Below are 18,997 nucleotides of genomic sequence, written 5' to 3' on the forward strand. Positions count from 1 at the left end.
CTCCCGGCCCGCCCGCTCCGCCGCCGCCTGGACCCGGGCGCGCAGCCGGGAGACGTGCTCCACGGTGCCGATCGGGAGTATCAGCCGGTCCGCGCGGGCCGCCGCGACCTCGGTCAGCTCGGCGCCGAACGCGAGCACCGACAGCTGCGCGCGGGACGGCGGCAGCGCGCTCTCGAAGCCCTTGGTGCGCACCAGCGCGCCGTTGTAGTCCACCGGCTCGCCGGCGAGCAGCCCGCGCAGCGCCTGGGCCGACTCGGCGACGATCGTCACCGCGTCGGAGCGGGAGCGGCCGTGCCACTCCTCGACCACGGTGGACGTGGAGGCGGCCAGCGCCACGCCGGTCCCCCGGCCGGTGAGCGCCGCCACGGTGGCCGCGCCGCGGGCCGTGGTCACCGGGTCGCGCACCGCCGCGGGCAGCGGCCCGAGGCACAGCGTGGCCGGACCCTCGCCGAGCGCGGCGCCGAGCGCGAAGGCGTCGTGCCCGGTGGCCTCGCCGATCATGATCTCGCCGAACCCGAGGCCGTCCGCGAGCCTGGCCAGGTGCGCGGACGCGACGGGATCGCCGTCGGCCCTGGCCCCCACCAGAACGCCGAGGCCGCTGCCCCGGACGTCCCCTTGCTCCTGCTGCATCGGCGCCGCGCCTTCCTCCCCAGGCCGTGGATCGCCGTGGATTCGCGATCGGGTGTCAGGCCGAAACCGTACCGGCTCGCGAGCATGTGACGAAAGGAGTGCCCGCGTCCGCGATAGGTTGGGACGAGCGCCCCCGGCCCGGGCGCCACAGCAGCGACGGCCGCGCCCCGACCGAGCGTGACCGGAACACCACGAGGAGCGAGCAGTGCGTATCACATCGATCGGCCACGCCGGGCTTTTCATCGAGTCGGCCGCCGGGTCCATCGTGTGCGACCCCTGGTTCACCCCGGCCTACTTCGGCTCCTGGGTGCCGTTCCCGGACAACACCGTCCTCGATCCGGCCCCGCTCGGCGCCGCCGACTACCTGTACGTCTCGCACCTGCACCGGGACCACTTCGACCCGGACTGGCTGGCGGCGCACATGAACAAGGACGCCACCGTCCTGCTCCCGGACTTCGCGGTGCCCGACCTGCGCGTGGCGCTCGAGGACCTCGGCTTCAGGCACTTCGTGCAGACCCGCAACAACGAGGCGGTCACCCTCGACTCGGGCCTGCGCGTGCTGATCAACGCGCTGGTCTCGCCGACCGACGGGCCGCTCGGCGACTCCGGCCTGGCCGTGGACGACGGACGGGTGCGCATCTACAACCAGAACGACTCGCGGCCGGTCGAGGCGGGCCCGATCGAGGAGTTCGGCCCGCTGCACGGCCACTTCCTGCAGTACTCCGGCGCCATCTGGTACCCGATGGTCTACGACTTCCCGGAGCGGATGAAGCACACCGTCGGCACCCGCAAGCGGCGCAACGGCATGGCCCGCGCGCTGAAGTACATCGAGCAGTACCAGGCCGCGCACGTCTTCCCGTTCGCCGGGCCGCCCTGCTTCCTGGACGACGAGCTGTGGGAGTTCAACGACTTCGACCGCGACGAGGCGAACGTCTTCCCGGACCAGTTCGTCTTCCTGGACTACCTCAGGGAGCAGGGCTTCGAGAAGGCGCACCTGTTCCTGACCGGCACGAGCGTGGAGCTGACCGGGGACGGCGGGGCCGAGCTCGAGCAGATCCCCGAGCGCGAGGTGGCCCGGATCCGGGACGACCGGCGCGGCTACCTGACCGACTACAAGAAGAAGGTCCAGCCGGTCATCGACGGGATCCTGCGCGCGCTGCCGCAGGACCGCTCCGACCTGGTCGGCCAGCTGCAGGACTGGGTGCAGCCGCTGATGGAGACCGCGGACCACACCTGCTCGGGCCTCAACGGCCGGATCCTGCTCGAGGTCGAGGCCGTGGACGGCGGCCCGGACGAGCAGATCGTCTTCGACTTCCTGGACCGCAAGATCAAGCAGTACGCGGACGAGGAGGTGCGCTACTCCTTCCGGGCCAAGCGGCCGCTGATCGAGAAGCTGGTCCGCGAGCGCACACCCGACTGGGTGAACGAGCTGTTCCTGTCCTGCCGCTTCCAGGCCTCCCGCAAGGGCCCGTTCAACGAGTACGTGTACTCCTTCTTCAAGTCGCTCTCGGTCGAGCACATGACCTTCGTCGAGGGCTACTACGCCGAGTCCGCCGGCGTGGAGGACTTCGCGCTGGCGGACGGGCACGTGGTGCAGCGGCACTGCCCGCACCTGAAGGCGGACCTCACCCGTTTCGGCACCGTACGCGACGGTGTGCTGACCTGCGCCTTGCACGGCTGGGAGTTCGACATCGATAATGGCCGGTGCCTGACCAGCGACGACCGCAAGCTGGTGACCAGGCCCGCGTCACCGGACGGCGCGGACGCGCAGTACCCGCGGATCCCGGAGGCCGAGCAGGGGTAGGGGCCTCCCTGACGAGGGGGACGACCCTTGCTTCCGTTCGGCTGGATGCTCCGGCTCAGCCGCTGGTACACCCGCAAGCCCAAGCTGGTCGGCTTCAGCGCGCTCGCGCTGCTGATCCTCGGCCTGTCGGCGGGCGCGGTGATCACCGGCTTCACCCACGGGTTCTGGCCCAACCTGCTGCTGAACGCGGCCGGCGACATGCTCGGCGGCATGGTCATCCTGCTGATGATCGAGCCGATCGTCTCCCGCGCCGCGGTGCAGATCCGGCAGCACGCCCACCTCGACTTCCGGCTCTTCGCCCGGCGCATCCCGCAGGCCGAGCGGGAGATCAGGGTGCTGGACACCTACTCAGGGCTCTTCGACACGACCAACGGGCTGCGCTCGCTGCCCGCGCTGCACGACGCGGTGCTGCGCGGCGTGCACGTCAAGGTGCTGCTGATGAGCCCGGCCACCGATGCCTCCCGGCTGCGCCAGGAGCAGCTGGAGGCGTCGTACCCGGGCCTGTCCATCGACGGGCAGATCCACAACAACATCTCCGCGCTGGGCACGATGGAGCAGCAGCTCGCCCAGGCGCTGCGGCGGATCGGCGCGCCGCCGCCGATCCCGATGATCGGCTCGGACAGCGAGGACACCGGCGTCTACCCGGTGCGGGCCGCCGAGCCGGCCGCCGCAGCCGTCCAGCCCGCCGCGGCCGTCGGCGCCTTCGAGCTGCGGCTCTACTCGGTCGCCGCGCCCTTCACCCTCTACCAGCGCGACAACTCGGTCCTGTTCGCGCTGCTGCCCGCCTACCAGTTCGCGCACGAGGCGCCGCAGCTGGAGATCGCGGCGGGCTCGCTGACCGGCATGCAGATCCTGGAGAAGTTCGACGAGCTCTGGGAGGACGCGCGCCCGGTGCGCCGGCTGGCCCCGATCCGGCTCTCGCACGCCGAGGACAGCGAGCCGATGTGGGTGCGGTACCTGGAGCTCGGCGAGGAGAAGTACTACATCTCCAGCCGGATCGACGCGGCGCTGCGGATCAAGCCGGACCAGCACTTCTGGCTCGGCGAGCACGGCGGCGAGGAGCACGAGGCCGAGCCGGTGCCGTCCGATTCGACGCTGCACCGGCAGCTGCTGGAGGCGCACGACCGGAAGTACAGCGCCGAGCGCCGCGGCGCGCCGACGTTCTACCAGATGTGGCCCTCCTCCGAGCAGCCGGTCCCGCGCGGCCGCACCCTGGACTTCGACCGGCTGCCCACCGCGCAGATCCTGCAGCGGCTGGCCGGGGCCGAGCGCAGCGTGCGCCTGCTGGACACCAGCTCCAACCTGATCGGCCAGGACGGCGACGCGGCGGGCGCCGAGGCCTTCGTCCAGGCGGCGCTGCGGGCGATGGCCAACGGCGCGACGATCAGGGTCCTGCTGCTCGCGCCGACCACCTCGGCCGCGCGCGAGCGGGCGAAGGAGATCCGGGACACCCACTTCGACCAGATGGTCGAGCGCAACATCCAGCGGCTGCGCTTCCTGGCCTCGCAGCTGCCGTCCCGCGGGATCGAGCCGGAGCGGCTGCGGGTGCGGCTCTACGACCAGCTGCCCGAGATCAGCGTGCACCAGATCGACGACCGGGTGCTGGTGGGCTTCCTGCCCTACCGCAGGCGCTCGTCGATGACCTCGCAGCTGGAGACCGAGCGACACTCCGAGCTCGGCGTCTACGCGGTCGGCCAGTTCGAGCAGATCTGGACCCGCGCGCGCCCGCTGGACGGGCTGCGCTACGTGATACTGCGCAACCAGGGCACGATGGTGCAGGGCGAGCGGCTGCTGGTGCGCGCCTGGCAGGTCGGCCGCACCTGGCACGTGGCCTCGGCGCGGATCGAGGAGCTGGTCGCCGCGAGCGAGCCGCGGCACCCGGTGCACGCCTGGATCGAGGAGGCCCCCGGCGCGCAGTTCTGGCTGAGCGAGCCGCTGATCCGGGACGAGAACGTCCCGGTCTGGGACGCCTTCGCCCGGCTGTACGGCGCGGCGGACCCCGGCGTCCCGGTGCGCGCCCTCGACCTGGTCGAATGAGATGAGGAGAGCGACATGATCGACCTGGCCCGGCGCGCCTGCGCCGCGACCGTGCTCGGCGGCCCGACGACGGTGATCGACCTCGGCGGGCTGCGCATCGTCTCCGACCCGACCTTCGACGACGCCGGGCCGAGCGGGCACCTGACGAAGCTGACCGACTCGCCGGTGGACGCGGCGGAGCTCGGCGCGGTCGACGTCGTGCTGGTCAGCCACGACCAGCACGCCGACAACCTGGACGTGCGCGGCCGCGCCTTCACCCTCGAGGCACCGCTGGTGCTCACCACCGAGAGCTCGGCCCCGCAGCTCGGCGGGCGCGCAGTCGGGCTCAAGCCGTGGTCGAGCCACGCCGTGCCGCGGCCGGACGGGAACGGCGAGCTGACCGTGACGGCGGTCCCTGCCGTGCACGGGCCCGAGGACGCGGAGCGCGACGCGGACGGCTTCGTGACCTGCGAGGTCATCGGCTTCCTGCTGGCCGGCGAGGACCTGCCGACGGTCTACGTGAGCGGCGACAACGCCTCGATCCGCGTCGTGGCCGAGATCGCGAAGCAGGGCCCGCGGGTGGACGCCGCGATCCTGCACGCCGGCGCCGCCCGCGTCCCGGTCCGGCACGGCGGCCGGCCCCTCTCGCTGGACAGCCGCCGGGCCGCCGCGGCCGCTGCCGTGCTCGGCGCGCCGGTGGTGCTGCCCGCGCACTACGACGGCTGGGCGCACTTCGCCGAGGGCAGAGCCGAGATCGAGCTCGCCTTCGAGGAGGCCGGGCTCTCCGGCGTGCTGCGCTCGGTGCCGCACGGGAGCTGGGTCGCGCTGCGCTAGCCGCGACTCAACCGGCGGCCATCGCCCGGTCGACCGCGTCCAGCACGCGGTCGGCGTCGGGCAGGTACCAGTGCTCGTACTTCGGCGGCGGGAACGGGATGTCCAGGCCCGCGACCCGGGTCACCGGGGCCTCGAGCCGGTAGAAGCAGCGTTCCGCGATCCTGGCCGCGACCTCGGCGCCGAAGCCGCCGAAGCCGACGCTCTCGTGCACGACGATCGCGCGGCCGGTCCGCCCGACGCTGCTCTCGATCGCCTCGTCGTCCAGCGGGACCAGGCTGCGCAGGTCCAGCACCTCGAGCTCGATGCCCTCCTTCGCCGCCTGCTCGGCCGCCGCCATGCACACGGGGACGGTCTGGCCGTAGCAGACGAGCGTCGCGTGCGTGCCCTGCCTGCGCACGGCGGCGGTGCCGATCCTGCCGGTGCGCGCCGGAAGCGCGACGTTCGCCTTGCTCCAGTAGAGCCGCTTGGGCTCGAAGAAGATCACCGGGTCCGGCGAGTCGATCGCCTCGCGCAGCAGGCTGTAGGAGTCCTCGACGGTCGCCGGGGTGACGACGTGCAGTCCGGGGGTGTGCGCGAAGTAGGACTCCGAGCTGTCGCTGTGGTGCTCCACGCCGCCGATGCCGCCGCCGTACGGAATGCGCACGACGACCGGGACCGGGACCGCGCCGCGGGTGCGGTTGCGCATCTTGGCGAGGTGGCTGAAGACCTGCTCGAAGGCGGGGTAGGCGAAGGCGTCGAACTGCATCTCGACGACCGGCTTGAAGCCGTAGACGGCCATCCCGATCGCGGTGCCCATGATCGAGGCCTCGGCCAGCGGCGTGTCGAAGCAGCGCTCGTCGCCGAACTTCGCGGCCAGGCCGTCCGTCACCCGGAACACGCCGCCGAGCGCGCCGACGTCCTCGCCGAAGACGACCACCTTGTCGTCCTCGGCCATCGCGTCGGACAGCGCGGCGTTGATCGCCTTGGCCATGGTCAGCGGGGCCGCCGGGGCGGAGATCTGCTCGGTGCCCTGGCTCACTTCGCCGCCTCCTCGGCGCGCAGCATCTCCCGCTGGGCCTTGAGCTGAGGCGTCATCTCGTCGTAGACGTGCTCGAACATCTCGTCCGCGTCGTAGGACGGCTCCTCGGCGAACTGCGCGCGCATCTGCTCGCAGTAGCGCTCGCACTCCTCGTCGATCTCCGCCTCGACGGCGGCGTCGAGGGCGCCGCGCGCGGTCAGGTAGCGGCCGAGCCGGTCGATCGGGTCGCGGCGACGCCAGTACTCGACCTCCGCCGACTGCCGATAGCGGGCCGCGTCGTCGGCGTTGGTGTGGGCCTGCACGCGGTAGGTGACCGCCTCGATCAGCGTCGGGCCGCCGCCGGTCCGCGCGCGCTGCACGGCCTCGGCGAGCACGGCGTTCATCGCGATCAGGTCGTTGCCGTCGACGCGGATGCCGGGCATGCCGTAGCCGGACGCCTTGTCCGCGAGGCTGATCGCGTGCGTCTGCTTGTGCAGCGGCACCGAGATCGCGTACTGGTTGTTCTGCACCAGGAACACCACAGGGGCCTGATAGACGGCGGCGCTGTTGGCCGCCTCGTGGAAGTCGCCCTCGCTGGTGGCGCCGTCGCCGAAGAAGCACAGCGCCACGGCCGGGTCGCCGGCCAGCTTCGCGGCCAGGCCGAGGCCGACGGCGTGCGGGCCCTGGGTGGCCAGCGGCGTGCACTGCGGCATGGTGCGCCACTGCTTGGGATCGTAGCCGCAGTGCCACGTGCCGCGCAGCAGCGTCAGCGCGTCCACGGCCGGGATCCCGCGCAGCACGAGCGCGGCGGAGTCGCGGTAGGTCGGCAGCAGCCAGTCCTGCTCCTCGAGGGCGTGCACCGCGGCGACCTCGCAGGCCTCCTGGCCGCGGCACGACGGGTAGACCGCCAGCCGCCCCTGCATCACCAGGTTGGTCGCCTCGGTGTCGAAGGCGCGGGCGAAGCGCAGCGCCCGGTACCCGCGCAGCAGCGCGCCCGGGTCGAGCAGCGCCGGGGTCGGGCGGATGCCGCCCTCCACCGGCGCCCCGTGCTCGTCCAGGTAGCGCAAGGGCTCACTGTCCCAGACGGGTCGGACGGCGGTAGCCGCCTTGCCCTCCCGGTCTCGCGCGGACAGATCCAGCAGCGTCATGGGGTCTCCATCGGCTGATCCAGCGGTGTCCAGTTACCGACCGGACGGTCGGTAGGTTGTGCTCCCAGTCTGGCCGCGGGCCCCACGCCTTGTCCAGAGTGCGGACAGCGCCGAGGGCCAACCCCCGTCCGATCAGGCCTTACCACGCGGCGCGGCCCGGCCGCCGAGCCGGCGCCCTGTCCCTTTCCCACCGGTTACGGCGATTAGTCGCGAATATCAGTACTCATCATGACATCTCGGGGCGACCGTCTCGGAGATGCAGCGAACTTGCGACAATCCGGTCTCCGGATCTGCAACCGAATGGGCGACGATGGAGTCGGGGTTAAGCAGATATTCGATCAGAAGGTTCGGCAGGGCACCGGAAAGGAAGTCGGTCTGCATGAGCGACGGCGGGCGAGGCTGGTATCCCGGGGACGAGGACCCGCGGTACGACCCGTACGCGCCTCCGCAGCAGCCGCCGTCCGGCTACGGCCGCCCGCCGCAGCAGGGCCAGGGCCGCGGGCCCGGCTACGGCCAGGGGCAGAACCAGGGCGCGCCCGGCCAGGGCCGGCGCCAGGGCGGCGCGCCCGGCTACGGCCAGGGCGACCCGTATCAGAACCCGCAGGGCGGCCCGGGCTACGGCCGGGCGCAGCCGCCCGGCGGCTACCGGCAGGCCCCGCCGCGCGCTCCGCAGGGCGGCGACCGGTACCCCGAGGAGCGCGCCGTGCCCCGGCAGCGCCCCGCGCAGCCCTGGGACGCCGAGCCGGCCCGCGCCGACGTGTGGAGCGCGCCGGGCGAGGACGCGGCCGGCCGTGACGAGCTCGGGGAGAGCCGCGGCAGCCGCCGCCGGCGCGCCGCCGCCGAGGGTGCCGGAGCGGGTGCCGCCGCGGCCGGTCCCAGCCACGTGAACGACGACATCGACCTCGACGAGGTGGACCCGCACGGCAAGGCGCAGCGCGCCTGGGCCAGGCAGCAGGAGCTGGCCGGCCGGCCGCCCTCGAAGATGAAGCAGGCCACGAAGTGGACCGCGCTCGGCATGAGCGTCGTCGTGCTCGCCGGGGTCTGCTACGGCGCGTACGTCTACGAGACCACCGTCGGCTCGATCAAGCACACCGCGCTGCTGCCCAGCGGCATGAGCGAGGCCTCGCTGCCCGCCGACCCCTACGGCCACACCGCGCAGAACATCCTGCTGATCGGCTCGGACACCCGGGACACGGCCGCCGACTGCCAGCTCGGCAACGACTGCGGTCCCGGCGCGAACGCCGACTCGGAGATGATCCTGCACGTCTCCGCCGAGGGCACCGACGCGACGATCCTGTCCATCCCGCGCGATACCGTCGCCTACCTGCCGAACTGCGCCGAGAAGAACGGCACCACGACGCTCACCGGCTCCTACAGCACGTACCAGATCAACTCCGCGCTGCAGTACGGCCCCGAGTGCCAGGTCGCCGCGGACCACTACCTGACCGGCATCACCATCACCGGCTACATGCTGTTCGACTTCAGCGGCATCGTCACGATGTCCAACGCGCTCGGCGGCGTCCCGGTGTGCGTGACCTCGGCCGTGAACGACAAGGACTCCGGCCTGAAGCTGCCCGCGGGCACCAGCACCATCCAGGGCGACAAGGTCCTCGAGTTCCTGCGCACCCGGCACTCCTTCTTCGACGGCTCGGACCTCGGCCGCGAGGAGGCGACGCACTACTTCCTCGCCCAGATGATCCAGACGCTGCGCAAGAGCATGAACTTCAGCGACGTCACCCAGCTGATCTCGATCGGCCAGGCGGCGGCCAAGGCGATGACCGTGAGCGACAACTACGCGGGCCTGACGAACCTGGAGGGCCTGGTCGAGAGCCTGAACCGGGTGCCCACCAAGAACATCACGATGCTGACGATGCCGTGGGAGTACGACCCGAACAACCAGAGCCGGGTCATCCCGTCCTCGGCCGCCAAGGCGGTGTTCGCGGCGATCCAGGGCTCGACCTCGTTCACCAACACGACCAAGAGCAGCACTTCCAGCTCCGCCAAGTCGGCCACCAGCGCCGCCGCCTCCCCGACCGCCGCGGCCAGCGCGTCCACCTCCGCAAGCGTGGACAAGGGCTCGGTCCCGGTGAACGTCTACAACGCCGACGGCGTGAGCGGCCGGGCCACGACGGTCAAGCAGGGGCTGATCTCGGACGGCTTCAGCAACACCGTCTCCGCGGGCAACGCCTCGACGGTCTCGGCGAGCCAGGTCACCTACGACCCGAACGAGGCCACCCGCGCCGAGGCCGACGCGGTCGCCGCCGCGCTCGGCATCTCGACCTCCGAGGTGTCGGCGACGACGAACTGGAAGGGCGTCAGCGTCTTCATCGGCACCGACTTCACCAGCGGCACCAAGCTCGGCGCCGGAACCGGCAGCACGGCCTCCACCCCCTCGGTGAACACCAGCGGCGCCGCCACGGCCCCCGCCGACTCGCACGAGAGCTTCGCGAGCGGCTCGGAGAACGAGTGCATCCCGGTGGAGAGCGGCACGCTGAGCATGGCCTCCAAGTAGGCCGTCGGCCGCAGCTTCGGTGAGGCCGGGCGGCTTCGGGCCCGGCTCGCTGACCGGGGCCTGCGCGGCGGCGGCGAGTACGTGAGAGTACGTGGGCTGAGGCGAGGGCGCGATCGAGCGGGGCGGCGGCTGCGCCGTGGTCCGGTCCGGCCCGGCGGACTTCCGTGCCCCGGCCGCCTCAGCGCGGCCGGAGTCCGTCCAGCACCAGCGAGGCCAGCGCGTCCGCGACCGCGGGACCCGAGTCCGGCCCCTCCGCGCGGTACCACTCGACCACTGAGTTGACCAGGCCGAACACCAGCCGCGCCGTGAGCCGCGGGTCGAGATCCGCCCGAAGGTCCCCGTCCGCGATGGCGGCCGCGGCCAGCTCGGCGACCCGGTGATCGAACTCGCGGCGCGACGCCAGCGCCTCGCGCTCGGTCGCCGTGTTCCCGCGCACCCGGAGCAGCAGCGTGACATAGGGCAGCTTCTCGACCAGCACCAGGCACTCACGCCGGATCACGTACGCGAACCTGTCGACGGCGCGCCCCTGCGTCGCGCCCGGCTCGGTCAGTACGCCGAACAGCCCATCGAGCGCGCGGGAGACGGCGAGGCGCAGCAGCTCCTCCTTGCCCGCGACGTGATGGTAGATCGAGGACTTGGTGATCCCCGCGGCCTTGGCCAGATCCTCCATCGAGGTGCCGTCGTAGCCGCGGACGTTGAACACGTCCACCGCCACGGCCAGCAGCGACTCCGGGGTGTGCCGATCCGCGCGTTTGGTCGCCGCCACTGCGGAAACCTCCTCTCTGCGGGCGTCGCCGCGTCGAAGGGCCCCGCGCGGCCGCAGGTCGCCGCCGCGCGATCCCGCACGCAAGCCCCTTCGATCCTACCGAACGGTCGGTTAGTCTGGCTCGGACCGAACCGGCCGTAAAACGCGTCACCGCTGAAACCGAACCGGACAGAACCGACCCGACCCGAACCCGCGTCGACCCGCCGAGCACGAGGAGCCCTGATGACCGCCACCGTCGCCGAACTCATCGCCCGGCACCGTCCGACCCTGGACGCGGCCCTCGGGGCGATCCGCTCCCGCGGGTACTACTCGCGGTTCCCGGAGAACGCCAAGGCCTACCCGGCCGAGGCGAAGGACCGCGCCCAGGCGGCCTTCGAGGCGCGGCACGGCGCCACGTGGTCGCTCGGGCAGACCGGAGCGGACGGGACGACCGTGGGCGCGGAGGTCTCCCCGTACGGGTTCGAGCTCGGCTTCAGCTATGAGCACGTGGACCCGGACGTGCTGATCCCCGCGATGCAGGCGGCGATCCCCGCGTGGCGCGACGCCGGCGCCGAGGCCCGCGCGGCCGTGTGCATCGAGATCCTCTGCCGGCTCAACGCCAGAAGCTTCGAGGTCGCGTACACCGCGATGCACACCACCGGCCAGGCCTTCATGATGGCCTTTCAGGCGGCGGGCCCGAACGCCCAGGACCGCGGCCTGGAGGCGGTGGCGTACGGCTACTCCGCGCTGAACGCGCATCCGGACAAGGTGCTGTGGGAGAAGCCGACCGGCCGCGGCGAGCCGACCCGGCTGGCGAAGAAGTGGATCGCCGCCCCGCGCGGCGTCGCCCTCGTCGTGGGCTGCAACACCTTCCCGACCTGGAACGGCTACCCCGGCCTGTTCGCCTCGCTGGTCACCGGCAACGCGGCGCTGGTCAAGCCGCACCCCTGCGCCGTCGCCCCGCTCGCACTCACCGTCGAGACGGCCCGCGAGGTGCTCGGGGAGGCGGGCTTCTCCCCCGACCTCGTCGCCCTCGCCCCCGAGGCGAAGGACGAGGGCCTGGCCAAGACCCTCGCGCTGCGCCCCGAGGTGAAGATCATCGACTTCACCGGCTCGAACGAGTTCGGCGACTGGCTCGAGGCGAACGCCCGCCAAGCGCAGGTCTACACCGAGAAGGCCGGCATCAACACGGTCATCGTCGACTCCTTCCGCGACGACGAGTACCCGGCGGCGCTGGGCCACCTCGCGTTCTCCCTGTCCCTGTACACCGCGCAGATGTGCACCACCCCGCAGAACATCCTCGTCCCTCGCGGCGGCATCCAGGTCGGGGACGAGCGCAAGTCCCCCGAGGAGTTCGCCGCCGACCTCGCCGGAGCCGTCGAGAAACTCCTCGGCGACGACGCGCGCGCCACCGCCATCCTCGGCGCCGTCGTCAACCCATTCATCCTCGATCGGCTGGACCGCGCCGCCGGCGTCGGCAAGACGGTCCTCGCCTCACGCGCCGTCACCCACCCCGACTTCCCCGACGCCGCGATCCGCACCCCCCTGATAGCCGCTGTGGACGCCGTCGACGCCGACATCTACACCCACGAGTGGTTCGGCCCCATCTCCTTCATCATCACCACCGACTCGACGCAGGACTCGATCGACATCTACCGCGAGTCCGTCAAGGCCCACGGCGCCCTGACCGCCGCCGTGTACGCCGACAGCGAAGCGGTCATCCGCGCCGTCGAGGAAGCGACCTGGGAGGCGGGCGCCAACCTCTCGATCAACCTCGTCGGCCCCATCTACGTCAACCAGTCCGCCGCCTTCTCCGACTACCACGGCACCGGCGCCAACCCCGCGGCCAACGCCACCTACGCCGACCACGCTTTCGTCGCGGGCCGGTTCCGGTTCATCCAGTCGCGGCGGCCGGCGTAGCGGCCCGGCCCGGCGGCCAGTTCGGCGTCAAGGTCGGCCCGTCCTCGCGGGAACTGCCGCTGCGCGGGGAACTGGTGGGTTGACCGGAAAAGCCGGTGAAAGCGGTGCGCCGCGCGGGTAGGTAGTGGCCCGTGAGCGAAAATCCCCCTGCGTCGTGGCGACGGGCTCAACTAGGCTCCGCCGATATGGAGGACAACGATCAGCGGGTCCCCGACCCGCGCCAACTGGTGGCCGTGCTCGCCGACACCGCCAAGCTGCGGGTCTTCGCCGCGCTGGTGCTCGCCGACCCGCCCGAGGGGCTGACGGCGGCCCAGCTCGCCGCGGCGGCGGGCGCCGACGCGGCGGAGACCGGCCGCGCGCTGGCCAACCTGGGCGCCCTCGGCCTGGTCCGCGGAACGCGGGGGGACCGCTACACGGCGGCCCCCGAGGTCTTCCGCCGAGCCCTGAGCGAGCTCAACCGGCAGCGCGACGAGGCGGCCGCGAAGGCCTTCTCGACCACCGATCCGGCGCGCCTTTCGGTGCTGCTCAACTGCTTCCAGGACGGCAAGCTGGTCTACCTGCCGGAGAAGTTCGGCAAGCGGCAGATCGTGCTCGAGGAGGTCGCGCAGGCCTTCGAACCCGGCACCCGGTACGCCGAGGCCGAGGTGAACATGGTGCTGCGCGACCTCTACCCCGACTACGCCGCCCTGCGCCGCTACCTGATCGACTCGGCCTTCCTCTCCCGCGAGGACGGTTTCTATTGGCGCACAGGTGGGACGGTAGACGTTTGAACCTTTACGCAAGCGCGTACGTTGTTGCCGTTTGAACAATGAGTCGAGACGCCAGTTGAGGACGCTTCCATGCCGTACACCGTGTTCGGACTGCCCACGCACATACTGATCATCCACGTGACGGTGGTCGGCATACCGCTGGCGTGCCTGGGCGTCCTCGCCATCGCGATCCGGCCTGCCTGGCGCCGCCGGTTCGGCTGGTGGGTCGCGGCGCTCGCCGTGATCATGGTGCCGGTGACGTACGCGACGCAGCTCGCGGGCACGCAGCTGTACAACCACAACTCGTACCTGCAGACCGTGGCCGCGCAGCACAAGGCGCTCGGCGGCACGCTGGTCTGGTTCGTCGCCGCGGTGGCCGTGCTGGCTTTGGCGCTGGCGCTGGCCGAGAGGCGCGGCTACGCGGACCACCACGCGGCGATGGTCGTCATCGCGGCGCTCGCCATCGGCGCGAGCGCGATCTGCCTCGTGCGCGTCGTCCAGGTCGGCGACTCGGGCGCGCGGGCCGCGTGGGGCGGCATCGTGAAGACCTCGAACAAGTAGCAAGCAGCGCCGCAAGGCCTCGCGAGACGCCGAGAGCCCCTGCACCCGCGGTGGACCGGGTGGGGGGCTCTTCGACGTTGCCAGGCGTTGTCAGGGGGTCTGCGGCCCCTGAGGAGGGGCCTGGGGAGTCAGGCGACGACGCCTTCCACCGTGACCGGGCCGTCCGGCCACCGGCGCAGCGCCACGCGGTCGCCCGGCTTGGGCCACAGGCGGCCGGCGGAGCGGGCGCGGGCGACGGCCAGCAGCAGCGACGCGCAGTAGGTCGCGGCGGTGGCGCCGAGTTCGGTCAGCACCAGGGCGCCGACCGGATCGCAGGTCATTATCCGGCCGGGCAGCAGTCCGGGCGCGAGGCGGGCGAGCTCGGCGATCTCCGGCTCGCTCCAGCCGAGGCCGTCGTCCATCGGTTCCGCGGCCTCGGCGGCCTCGGCGGCGGACGGGCGTCGCGACCGGGTGCGGGACGGCCGGCAGGGGGGCACAGGGGTAGGCGCTGGGCCTGCCGCGGAAATCGCCTGTGCCGACATGGATGCCTCCGTGGTACTGATTCGCTTCGGGGAGCGGGTCCGGGTTGTCAAATATCCGCTCATGGGTTGAGCGTACGGTTTGTCTCACTGAATCGAAGATTCTAGGGGCCCGCCGCAACCCTGTCGCCGAATTTTTCCCCGGCCGGGCGCAATCGGCCGCTCCGGGCGCGCCACCAGGCCCGCCGTACCCCGAACGGGCGCCGGAAAACGGGCAACTGCGGCCGAAAGCACAGAGGCGCGGTAACGATCCGGCAAAGCGGCGCTCACCCTGCGCGCCCAGCCGGTCACCCCTGGCTAGGGTGACGCGGTATCGGTCGACCGGGGTCCCCGCCCGGTCGCAGGTCCCTGGTCTGGAGTGGTGCCGCGATGGTGTCTCACAAACGGGCGAACCGCGTGGTCGGGCCGGTCGCGGCGAGCGGCGGGCGCAGGGTCGGCGCGGTGACGTCGTCGGCCGCGGCGGTGGGAATCGCGGCGGCGGTGTGCGCGCCGGCGACGAGCCAGGCGCTGACGGTGCAGTCGGTCACGGCGCAGGTGCAGAGCCTGCGGGCGCAGTCGGAGATCGCGACGCAGCGCTACGACCGGGCGTCCCAGGACATGGCGGCGCTTCAGCAGAAGGTCGACGCCATTCAGTCCACGGCGTCGACGATTCAGCTGCAGGTCAATAAATACTACGGATCGTTAGGTCAATTGGCCGAAACGCAATATCGCGGCGCCGGCGTCGATCCCACCTTGCAGCTTATGTTCGCGCAGCAACCCGATGAATTCCTGCAGCGCGCGGTCAGCCTTCAGTCGCTCAGCCGCGGCGAATCCGTCGGACTGAAAAGGGTTCTTCAGCAACAGCAGCAGCTCGTGCAGTTCCGCGCCGAGGCCTCGCAGGCCATGGAGCAGCAGGCGGACGACGAGTCGCGGGCCGCGGCGGCGCGGGCGCAGATCCTCGCCGGGGAGCGGCAGGCGCAGGCGCTGCTCGACCAGCTGACGTCGGCCCAGCGCTGGTCGATGGACTACGCGGGCATCACCCCGCAGGAGATCGCGAACCTGCCGCAGCCGGCCGGCCGGGCCGCGACGGCGGTCGACTTCGCCGAGTCGAAGCTGGGCATGTGGTACCAGTGGGGCGGCACCGGCGATCCCAGCTACGACTGCTCCGGCCTGGTCCAGGCCGCGTGGGCGGCGGCCGGCGTGCAGCTGCCGCGCGTGACGTGGGATCAGATCGACGCCGGCCAGGCGGTCTCGCCGGATCCCGCCGATCTGCAGCCCGGCGACCTGATCTTCTACCTCGGCGGCGCGCACGTCGCCATGTACGTGGGAAACGGCCTGGTCATCCACGCGCCGACCACCGGGCAGCGGATCCAGTACGGCCGCTGGAACATGATGCCGGTCACCGCGGCCAGGCAGATCCTTCCCACCACGGAGCTCAGCAGCTGAGAATCCCGCCGGGCGCTGGCCCGGTGTCGGCGGGGCGCAGTAGCATCGCAGCAGAGTCCAGACCTCCGATGAATCGAGGAGCGCCGAGCCGCGATGCCGAAGATCGCCCTGTTCGTCACGTGCGTCAACGACGTGGCCTTCCCGAGCACCGGGATCGCCGCGGTACGCGTCCTGGAGCGCCTCGGGGTCGAGGTCGACTTCCCCGAGGCGCAGACCTGCTGCGGGCAGATGCAGTACAACACCGGCTATCCGGCCGAGGCCAAGCCGCTGGCGGAGAAGTTCGCGGGCGACTTCCGCGGGTACGACGCCGTCGTCGTGCCCTCGGGCTCCTGCGGCGCCTTCGTCCGCGACGTGCATCCGAGGCTGCTCGGCGCGGACGATCCGCCGCCGGTCTACGAGCTCACCGAGTACCTCGTGGACGTCCTCGGGGCGCAGGACGTGGGCGCGTACTTCCCGCACCGGGTCGCCTATCATCCGACCTGTCACTCCTCGCGACTGCTCAAGCTGGGCGACCGGCCGACCCGGCTGCTGCGCCGCGTCGCAGGCCTCGAGCTCGTGGAGCTGCCGGGCGCGCAGGAGTGCTGCGGATTCGGCGGGACCTTCTCGGTGAAGAACCCCGACGTCTCGGCGGCCATGGGCGCCGACAAGGTGGCGCACGCGGTGGAGAGCGGCGCCGAATACCTGATCGCTGCGGACAACTCCTGCCTGATGCACATCGGCGGTACGGCCCGCCGATCCGAGGCGCCGATCAAGACCCTGCATCTCGCCGAGGTCCTGGCGTCCACCGCGGACTCGCCGTACGGGGCGAGCGCATGAAGGACGTCTACCTGGGGATGCCCTCCTTCCCCGAAGCGGCCCGCACCGCCACGAAGGACGAACGGCTGCGCGCCAATCTGACCCGCGCCACGCACACGATCCGCGACAAGCGCGCGAAGGCCGTCACCGAGATCGAGGACTGGGCCGAGCTCGTCGAGGCCGGCAAGGCCATCAAGGACCACACGCTGCGCCATCTCGACGAGTACCTCCTGCAGCTCGAGGCGAAGGTCACCGAGGCGGGCGGGCAGGTCCACTGGGCGCGGGACGCCGCCGAGGCCAACCGCATCGTCGCCGGCCTGGTCAAGGCCGCCGACGGCGGTGGCGATCAGATCCGCGAGGTGGTCAAGGTGAAGTCCATGGCCACCCAGGAGATCGGCCTCAACGAGGCGCTGGCCGCCGAGGGCGTCGCGGCCTACGAGACGGACCTGGCCGAGCTGATCGTGCAGCTCGGCGACGACCTGCCCTCGCACATCCTCGTCCCGGCGATCCACCGCAACCGCACCGAGATCCGCGACATCTTCCGCGCCAACATGGCCCGCTACGGCCGTCCCGCGCCGGAGGGGCTGACCGACGCTCCGGCCGATCTGGCCGAGGCGGCGCGGCTGCACCTGCGGGAGAAGTTCCTGCGCGCCAAGGTCGCCGTCTCCGGTGCCAATTTCATGATCGCGGAGACCGGGACGCTGGTCGTCCTCGAATCCGAGGGCAACGGCCGCATGTGCCTGACGCTGCCCGAGACGCTGATCTCGGTCGTCGGCATCGAGAAGGTCATCCCGAGCTTCCGCGATCTCGAGGTCTTCCTCCAGCTGCTTCCCCGCTCCTCGACCGCCGAGCGGATGAATCCGTACACGACGATGTGGACCGGCACGGCCGCGGGCGACGGCCCGCGCACGTTCCATCTCGTCCTGCTCGACAACGGCCGCACCGACACCCTCGCCGACACCGTCGGCCGCCAGGCCCTGCGCTGCATCCGCTGCTCCGCGTGCCTGAACGTCTGCCCGGTCTACGAGCGCGCCGGCGGCCACGCCTACGGCTCAGCCTACCCGGGCCCGATCGGCGCCATCCTCAGCCCGCAGCTGCGCGGCACCGCGAGCGAGATCGACGCCTCACTCCCCTACGCCTCGTCCCTGTGCGGCGCCTGCTTCGAGGCCTGCCCGGTCGCCATCGACATCCCCGAGGTCCTCGTCCACCTCCGCGCCCGCGTCGCCGACGCCGAACCCGGCCACCGTGCCGAACGCGCCGCCATGCAGGCTGCCACCTACGCCATGACCCATCCGGCCGCCTACCGCGCCGCCGAGGCCGCCGCGATCAAGGCCCGCAGGCTGCTGCCCCCGGACCGCAAGCTCCCCCTCGGCCCGGCCAAGGCGTGGACCGAGACCCGCGACCTCCCGGAGCTGCCGAAGCAGACCTTCCGCCAGTGGTGGAAGGAGAACCACCGATGACCGAGACGACCGGAAGCGCTAGAAGCGCTACAAGCGCGCGTGAGGAGATCCTCCGGCGGGTCCGCAGAGCGCTGGCCGACGTGCCGCGCGGGGAGCGGAGCGAGGTCGACCGGGACTATCTGGCGGTGCACGGCGCGCGCTCCGCGGGCGAGAACATCGATCTGCTCGCCGAGAACCTCGCCGAATACCGGGCGCACGTCCATCGCAGCGGCGAGGCCGAGATCGCCGTCACCGTCGCACGGCTGCTGGCCGAGCGCGGGTCGAGGAGCGCCGCCGTGCCGGGCGGACTGCCGGAGGATTGGCTCACGCGGGTCCCGCCGGAGGTCACGCTCATTCACGACAGCCCCGATCTGACCGCGCAGCGCCTCGATGCCGTGCACTCGGTCATCAGCGGCTGCGCACTCGCCATCGCCGAGACCGGCACCATCGTCCTCGACGGCGGCCCCGGTCAAGGACGTAGGCTGCTCACCCTCGTGCCCGACCACCACATCTGCGTCGTGCGCGTGCCGGAACAGATCGTCGGCTCCGTCCCACAGGCCTTCGCGGTCGGCGCCCTCGTGCCGACTCGTCCGCAGACCTGGATCGCGGGCCCGTCCGCGACCAGTGACATCGAACTCGATCGCGTCGAGGGCGTCCACGGCCCCCGCATCCTCGACGTCGTACTGCTCGGCGCCGCGTAGGCGAGTCCCGGCGCCGCGTAGCCCGTTCGGCCCCCGCATCCTCGACGTCGTACTGCCCGGCGCCGCATAGGCGGGTCTCGGCGCCGCGTAGCCCGTTCGGCCCCCGCACCCTCGACGTCGTACTGCTCGGCGCCGCGTAGGCGGGTCTCGGCGCCGCGTAGCCCGTTCGGCCCAGGCTGCACGTGGTCGGCGTGCGGGGAGCC

16 protein-coding genes are annotated in these 18,997 nt (G+C 71.9%); 11 read left to right on the plus strand and 5 right to left on the minus strand.

Going from position 1 to position 18,997, the window contains the following annotated elements:
• Positions 1–630: LLM class flavin-dependent oxidoreductase (locus tag KDK95_RS06880; RefSeq protein WP_212517179.1), on the minus strand; the 630-nt coding region annotated here is incomplete at its 3' end.
• 205 nt (positions 631–835) lie between these two features.
• On the opposite strand from KDK95_RS06880, the gene KDK95_RS37620 reads away from it, so the two are divergent.
• Genes KDK95_RS37620 through KDK95_RS06895 form a run of 3 tightly spaced genes read left to right on the plus strand, consistent with a single transcriptional unit; the run spans position 836 to position 5,284 of the window.
• A complete protein-coding gene (locus tag KDK95_RS37620) occupies positions 836–2,434 on the plus strand; it encodes a Rieske 2Fe-2S domain-containing protein (RefSeq protein WP_212517180.1) in 1,599 nt (532 codons plus the stop codon).
• 45 nt (positions 2,435–2,479) lie between these two features.
• A complete protein-coding gene (locus tag KDK95_RS06890) occupies positions 2,480–4,471 on the plus strand; it encodes a DUF5919 domain-containing protein (protein WP_212517181.1) in 1,992 nt (663 codons plus the stop codon).
• A gap of 15 nt (positions 4,472–4,486) precedes the next feature.
• A complete protein-coding gene (locus KDK95_RS06895) occupies positions 4,487–5,284 on the plus strand; it encodes an MBL fold metallo-hydrolase (protein WP_212517182.1) in 798 nt (265 codons plus the stop codon).
• Positions 5,285–5,291: 7 nt separating this feature from the next.
• Here the strand turns inward: KDK95_RS06895 and KDK95_RS06900 are convergent, their stop codons facing one another.
• Complete coding sequence (locus KDK95_RS06900) at positions 5,292–6,254, minus strand: alpha-ketoacid dehydrogenase subunit beta (protein WP_212517247.1); 963 nt, start codon at positions 6,252–6,254, stop codon at positions 5,292–5,294.
• Between the two features lie 44 nt (positions 6,255–6,298).
• Positions 6,299–7,429: a pyruvate dehydrogenase (acetyl-transferring) E1 component subunit alpha gene (gene pdhA, locus KDK95_RS06905; protein ID WP_212517183.1), complete on the minus strand. Its 1,131-nt coding sequence runs from the start codon at positions 7,427–7,429 to the stop codon at positions 6,299–6,301.
• Positions 7,430–7,808: 379 nt separating this feature from the next.
• Here pdhA and KDK95_RS06910 point away from each other — a divergent pair, with 379 nt between their 5' ends.
• A complete protein-coding gene (locus KDK95_RS06910; protein ID WP_212517184.1) occupies positions 7,809–9,941 on the plus strand; it encodes an LCP family glycopolymer transferase in 2,133 nt (710 codons plus the stop codon).
• A 178-nt stretch (positions 9,942–10,119) separates the two neighbouring features.
• Here KDK95_RS06910 and KDK95_RS06915 read toward each other — a convergent pair whose 3' ends face one another.
• Positions 10,120–10,707 (minus strand): TetR/AcrR family transcriptional regulator, encoded by a 588-nt coding sequence (locus KDK95_RS06915; protein WP_307844222.1) that lies wholly within the window; start codon positions 10,705–10,707, stop codon positions 10,120–10,122.
• 222 nt (positions 10,708–10,929) lie between these two features.
• On the opposite strand from KDK95_RS06915, the gene paaN reads away from it, so the two are divergent.
• The 3 genes from paaN to KDK95_RS06930 all read left to right on the plus strand — a co-directional run bounded on the left by paaN (position 10,930) and on the right by KDK95_RS06930 (position 13,916).
• Complete coding sequence (gene paaN / locus KDK95_RS06920; protein ID WP_212517185.1) at positions 10,930–12,606, plus strand: phenylacetic acid degradation protein PaaN; 1,677 nt, start codon at positions 10,930–10,932, stop codon at positions 12,604–12,606.
• Between the two features lie 185 nt (positions 12,607–12,791).
• Positions 12,792–13,376, plus strand: a complete 585-nt coding sequence (locus tag KDK95_RS06925) for a DUF2087 domain-containing protein (RefSeq protein ID WP_212517186.1) — start codon at positions 12,792–12,794, stop codon at positions 13,374–13,376.
• 69 nt (positions 13,377–13,445) lie between these two features.
• Positions 13,446–13,916: a DUF2231 domain-containing protein gene (locus KDK95_RS06930; RefSeq protein ID WP_212517187.1), complete on the plus strand. Its 471-nt coding sequence runs from the start codon at positions 13,446–13,448 to the stop codon at positions 13,914–13,916.
• Between the two features lie 128 nt (positions 13,917–14,044).
• Here the strand turns inward: KDK95_RS06930 and KDK95_RS06935 are convergent, their stop codons facing one another.
• Positions 14,045–14,317: a hypothetical protein gene (locus tag KDK95_RS06935; protein WP_212517188.1), complete on the minus strand. Its 273-nt coding sequence runs from the start codon at positions 14,315–14,317 to the stop codon at positions 14,045–14,047.
• 486 nt (positions 14,318–14,803) lie between these two features.
• Between KDK95_RS06935 and KDK95_RS06940 the strand changes: the two genes are divergently transcribed.
• From KDK95_RS06940 to KDK95_RS06955, 4 genes are all read left to right on the plus strand, one after another.
• Entirely contained in the window at positions 14,804–15,859 is a 1,056-nt protein-coding gene (locus tag KDK95_RS06940) for a C40 family peptidase (RefSeq protein ID WP_212517189.1), read from the plus strand.
• 93 nt (positions 15,860–15,952) lie between these two features.
• Positions 15,953–16,675 carry a (Fe-S)-binding protein gene (locus KDK95_RS06945; protein WP_212517190.1) on the plus strand — a complete coding sequence of 241 codons (723 nt, stop codon included), beginning with the start codon at positions 15,953–15,955 and terminating at the stop codon, positions 16,673–16,675.
• Positions 16,672–18,114, plus strand: a complete 1,443-nt coding sequence (locus tag KDK95_RS06950; protein ID WP_212517191.1) for a lactate utilization protein B — start codon at positions 16,672–16,674, stop codon at positions 18,112–18,114. The genes KDK95_RS06945 and KDK95_RS06950 overlap by 4 nt, the downstream gene beginning before the upstream one ends.
• Positions 18,111–18,794, plus strand: coding sequence for a LutC/YkgG family protein (locus KDK95_RS06955; protein ID WP_212517192.1), 684 nt, complete (start codon positions 18,111–18,113; stop codon positions 18,792–18,794). The genes KDK95_RS06950 and KDK95_RS06955 overlap by 4 nt, the downstream gene beginning before the upstream one ends.
• Positions 18,795–18,997 lie beyond the last annotated feature (203 nt).

The organism is Actinospica acidithermotolerans, assembly GCF_018139625.1.
In the GTDB taxonomy this organism is placed as follows: Bacteria; Actinomycetota; Actinomycetes; order Streptomycetales; family Catenulisporaceae; genus Actinospica; species Actinospica acidithermotolerans.

Coding starts and splice junctions, on each gene's coding strand:
- KDK95_RS06895 (WP_212517182.1), top strand. CDS start 4,487: ATGATCGACCTGGCCCGGCGCGCCTGCGCCGCGACCGTGCTCGGCGGC.
- KDK95_RS06950 (WP_212517191.1), top strand. CDS start 16,672: ATGAAGGACGTCTACCTGGGGATGCCCTCCTTCCCCGAAGCGGCCCGC.
- KDK95_RS06910 (WP_212517184.1), top strand. CDS start 7,809: ATGAGCGACGGCGGGCGAGGCTGGTATCCCGGGGACGAGGACCCGCGG.
- KDK95_RS06930 (WP_212517187.1), top strand. CDS start 13,446: ATGCCGTACACCGTGTTCGGACTGCCCACGCACATACTGATCATCCAC.
- KDK95_RS06935 (WP_212517188.1), bottom strand. CDS start 14,317: ATGGACGACGGCCTCGGCTGGAGCGAGCCGGAGATCGCCGAGCTCGCC.
- KDK95_RS06900 (WP_212517247.1), bottom strand. CDS start 6,254: ATGGCCAAGGCGATCAACGCCGCGCTGTCCGACGCGATGGCCGAGGAC.
- KDK95_RS06925 (WP_212517186.1), top strand. CDS start 12,792: ATGGAGGACAACGATCAGCGGGTCCCCGACCCGCGCCAACTGGTGGCC.
- KDK95_RS06890 (WP_212517181.1), top strand. CDS start 2,480: ATGCTCCGGCTCAGCCGCTGGTACACCCGCAAGCCCAAGCTGGTCGGC.
- KDK95_RS06955 (WP_212517192.1), top strand. CDS start 18,111: ATGACCGAGACGACCGGAAGCGCTAGAAGCGCTACAAGCGCGCGTGAG.
- KDK95_RS06940 (WP_212517189.1), top strand. CDS start 14,804: ATGGTGTCTCACAAACGGGCGAACCGCGTGGTCGGGCCGGTCGCGGCG.
- paaN (WP_212517185.1), top strand. CDS start 10,930: ATGACCGCCACCGTCGCCGAACTCATCGCCCGGCACCGTCCGACCCTG.
- pdhA (WP_212517183.1), bottom strand. CDS start 7,429: ATGACGCTGCTGGATCTGTCCGCGCGAGACCGGGAGGGCAAGGCGGCT.
- KDK95_RS06945 (WP_212517190.1), top strand. CDS start 15,953: ATGCCGAAGATCGCCCTGTTCGTCACGTGCGTCAACGACGTGGCCTTC.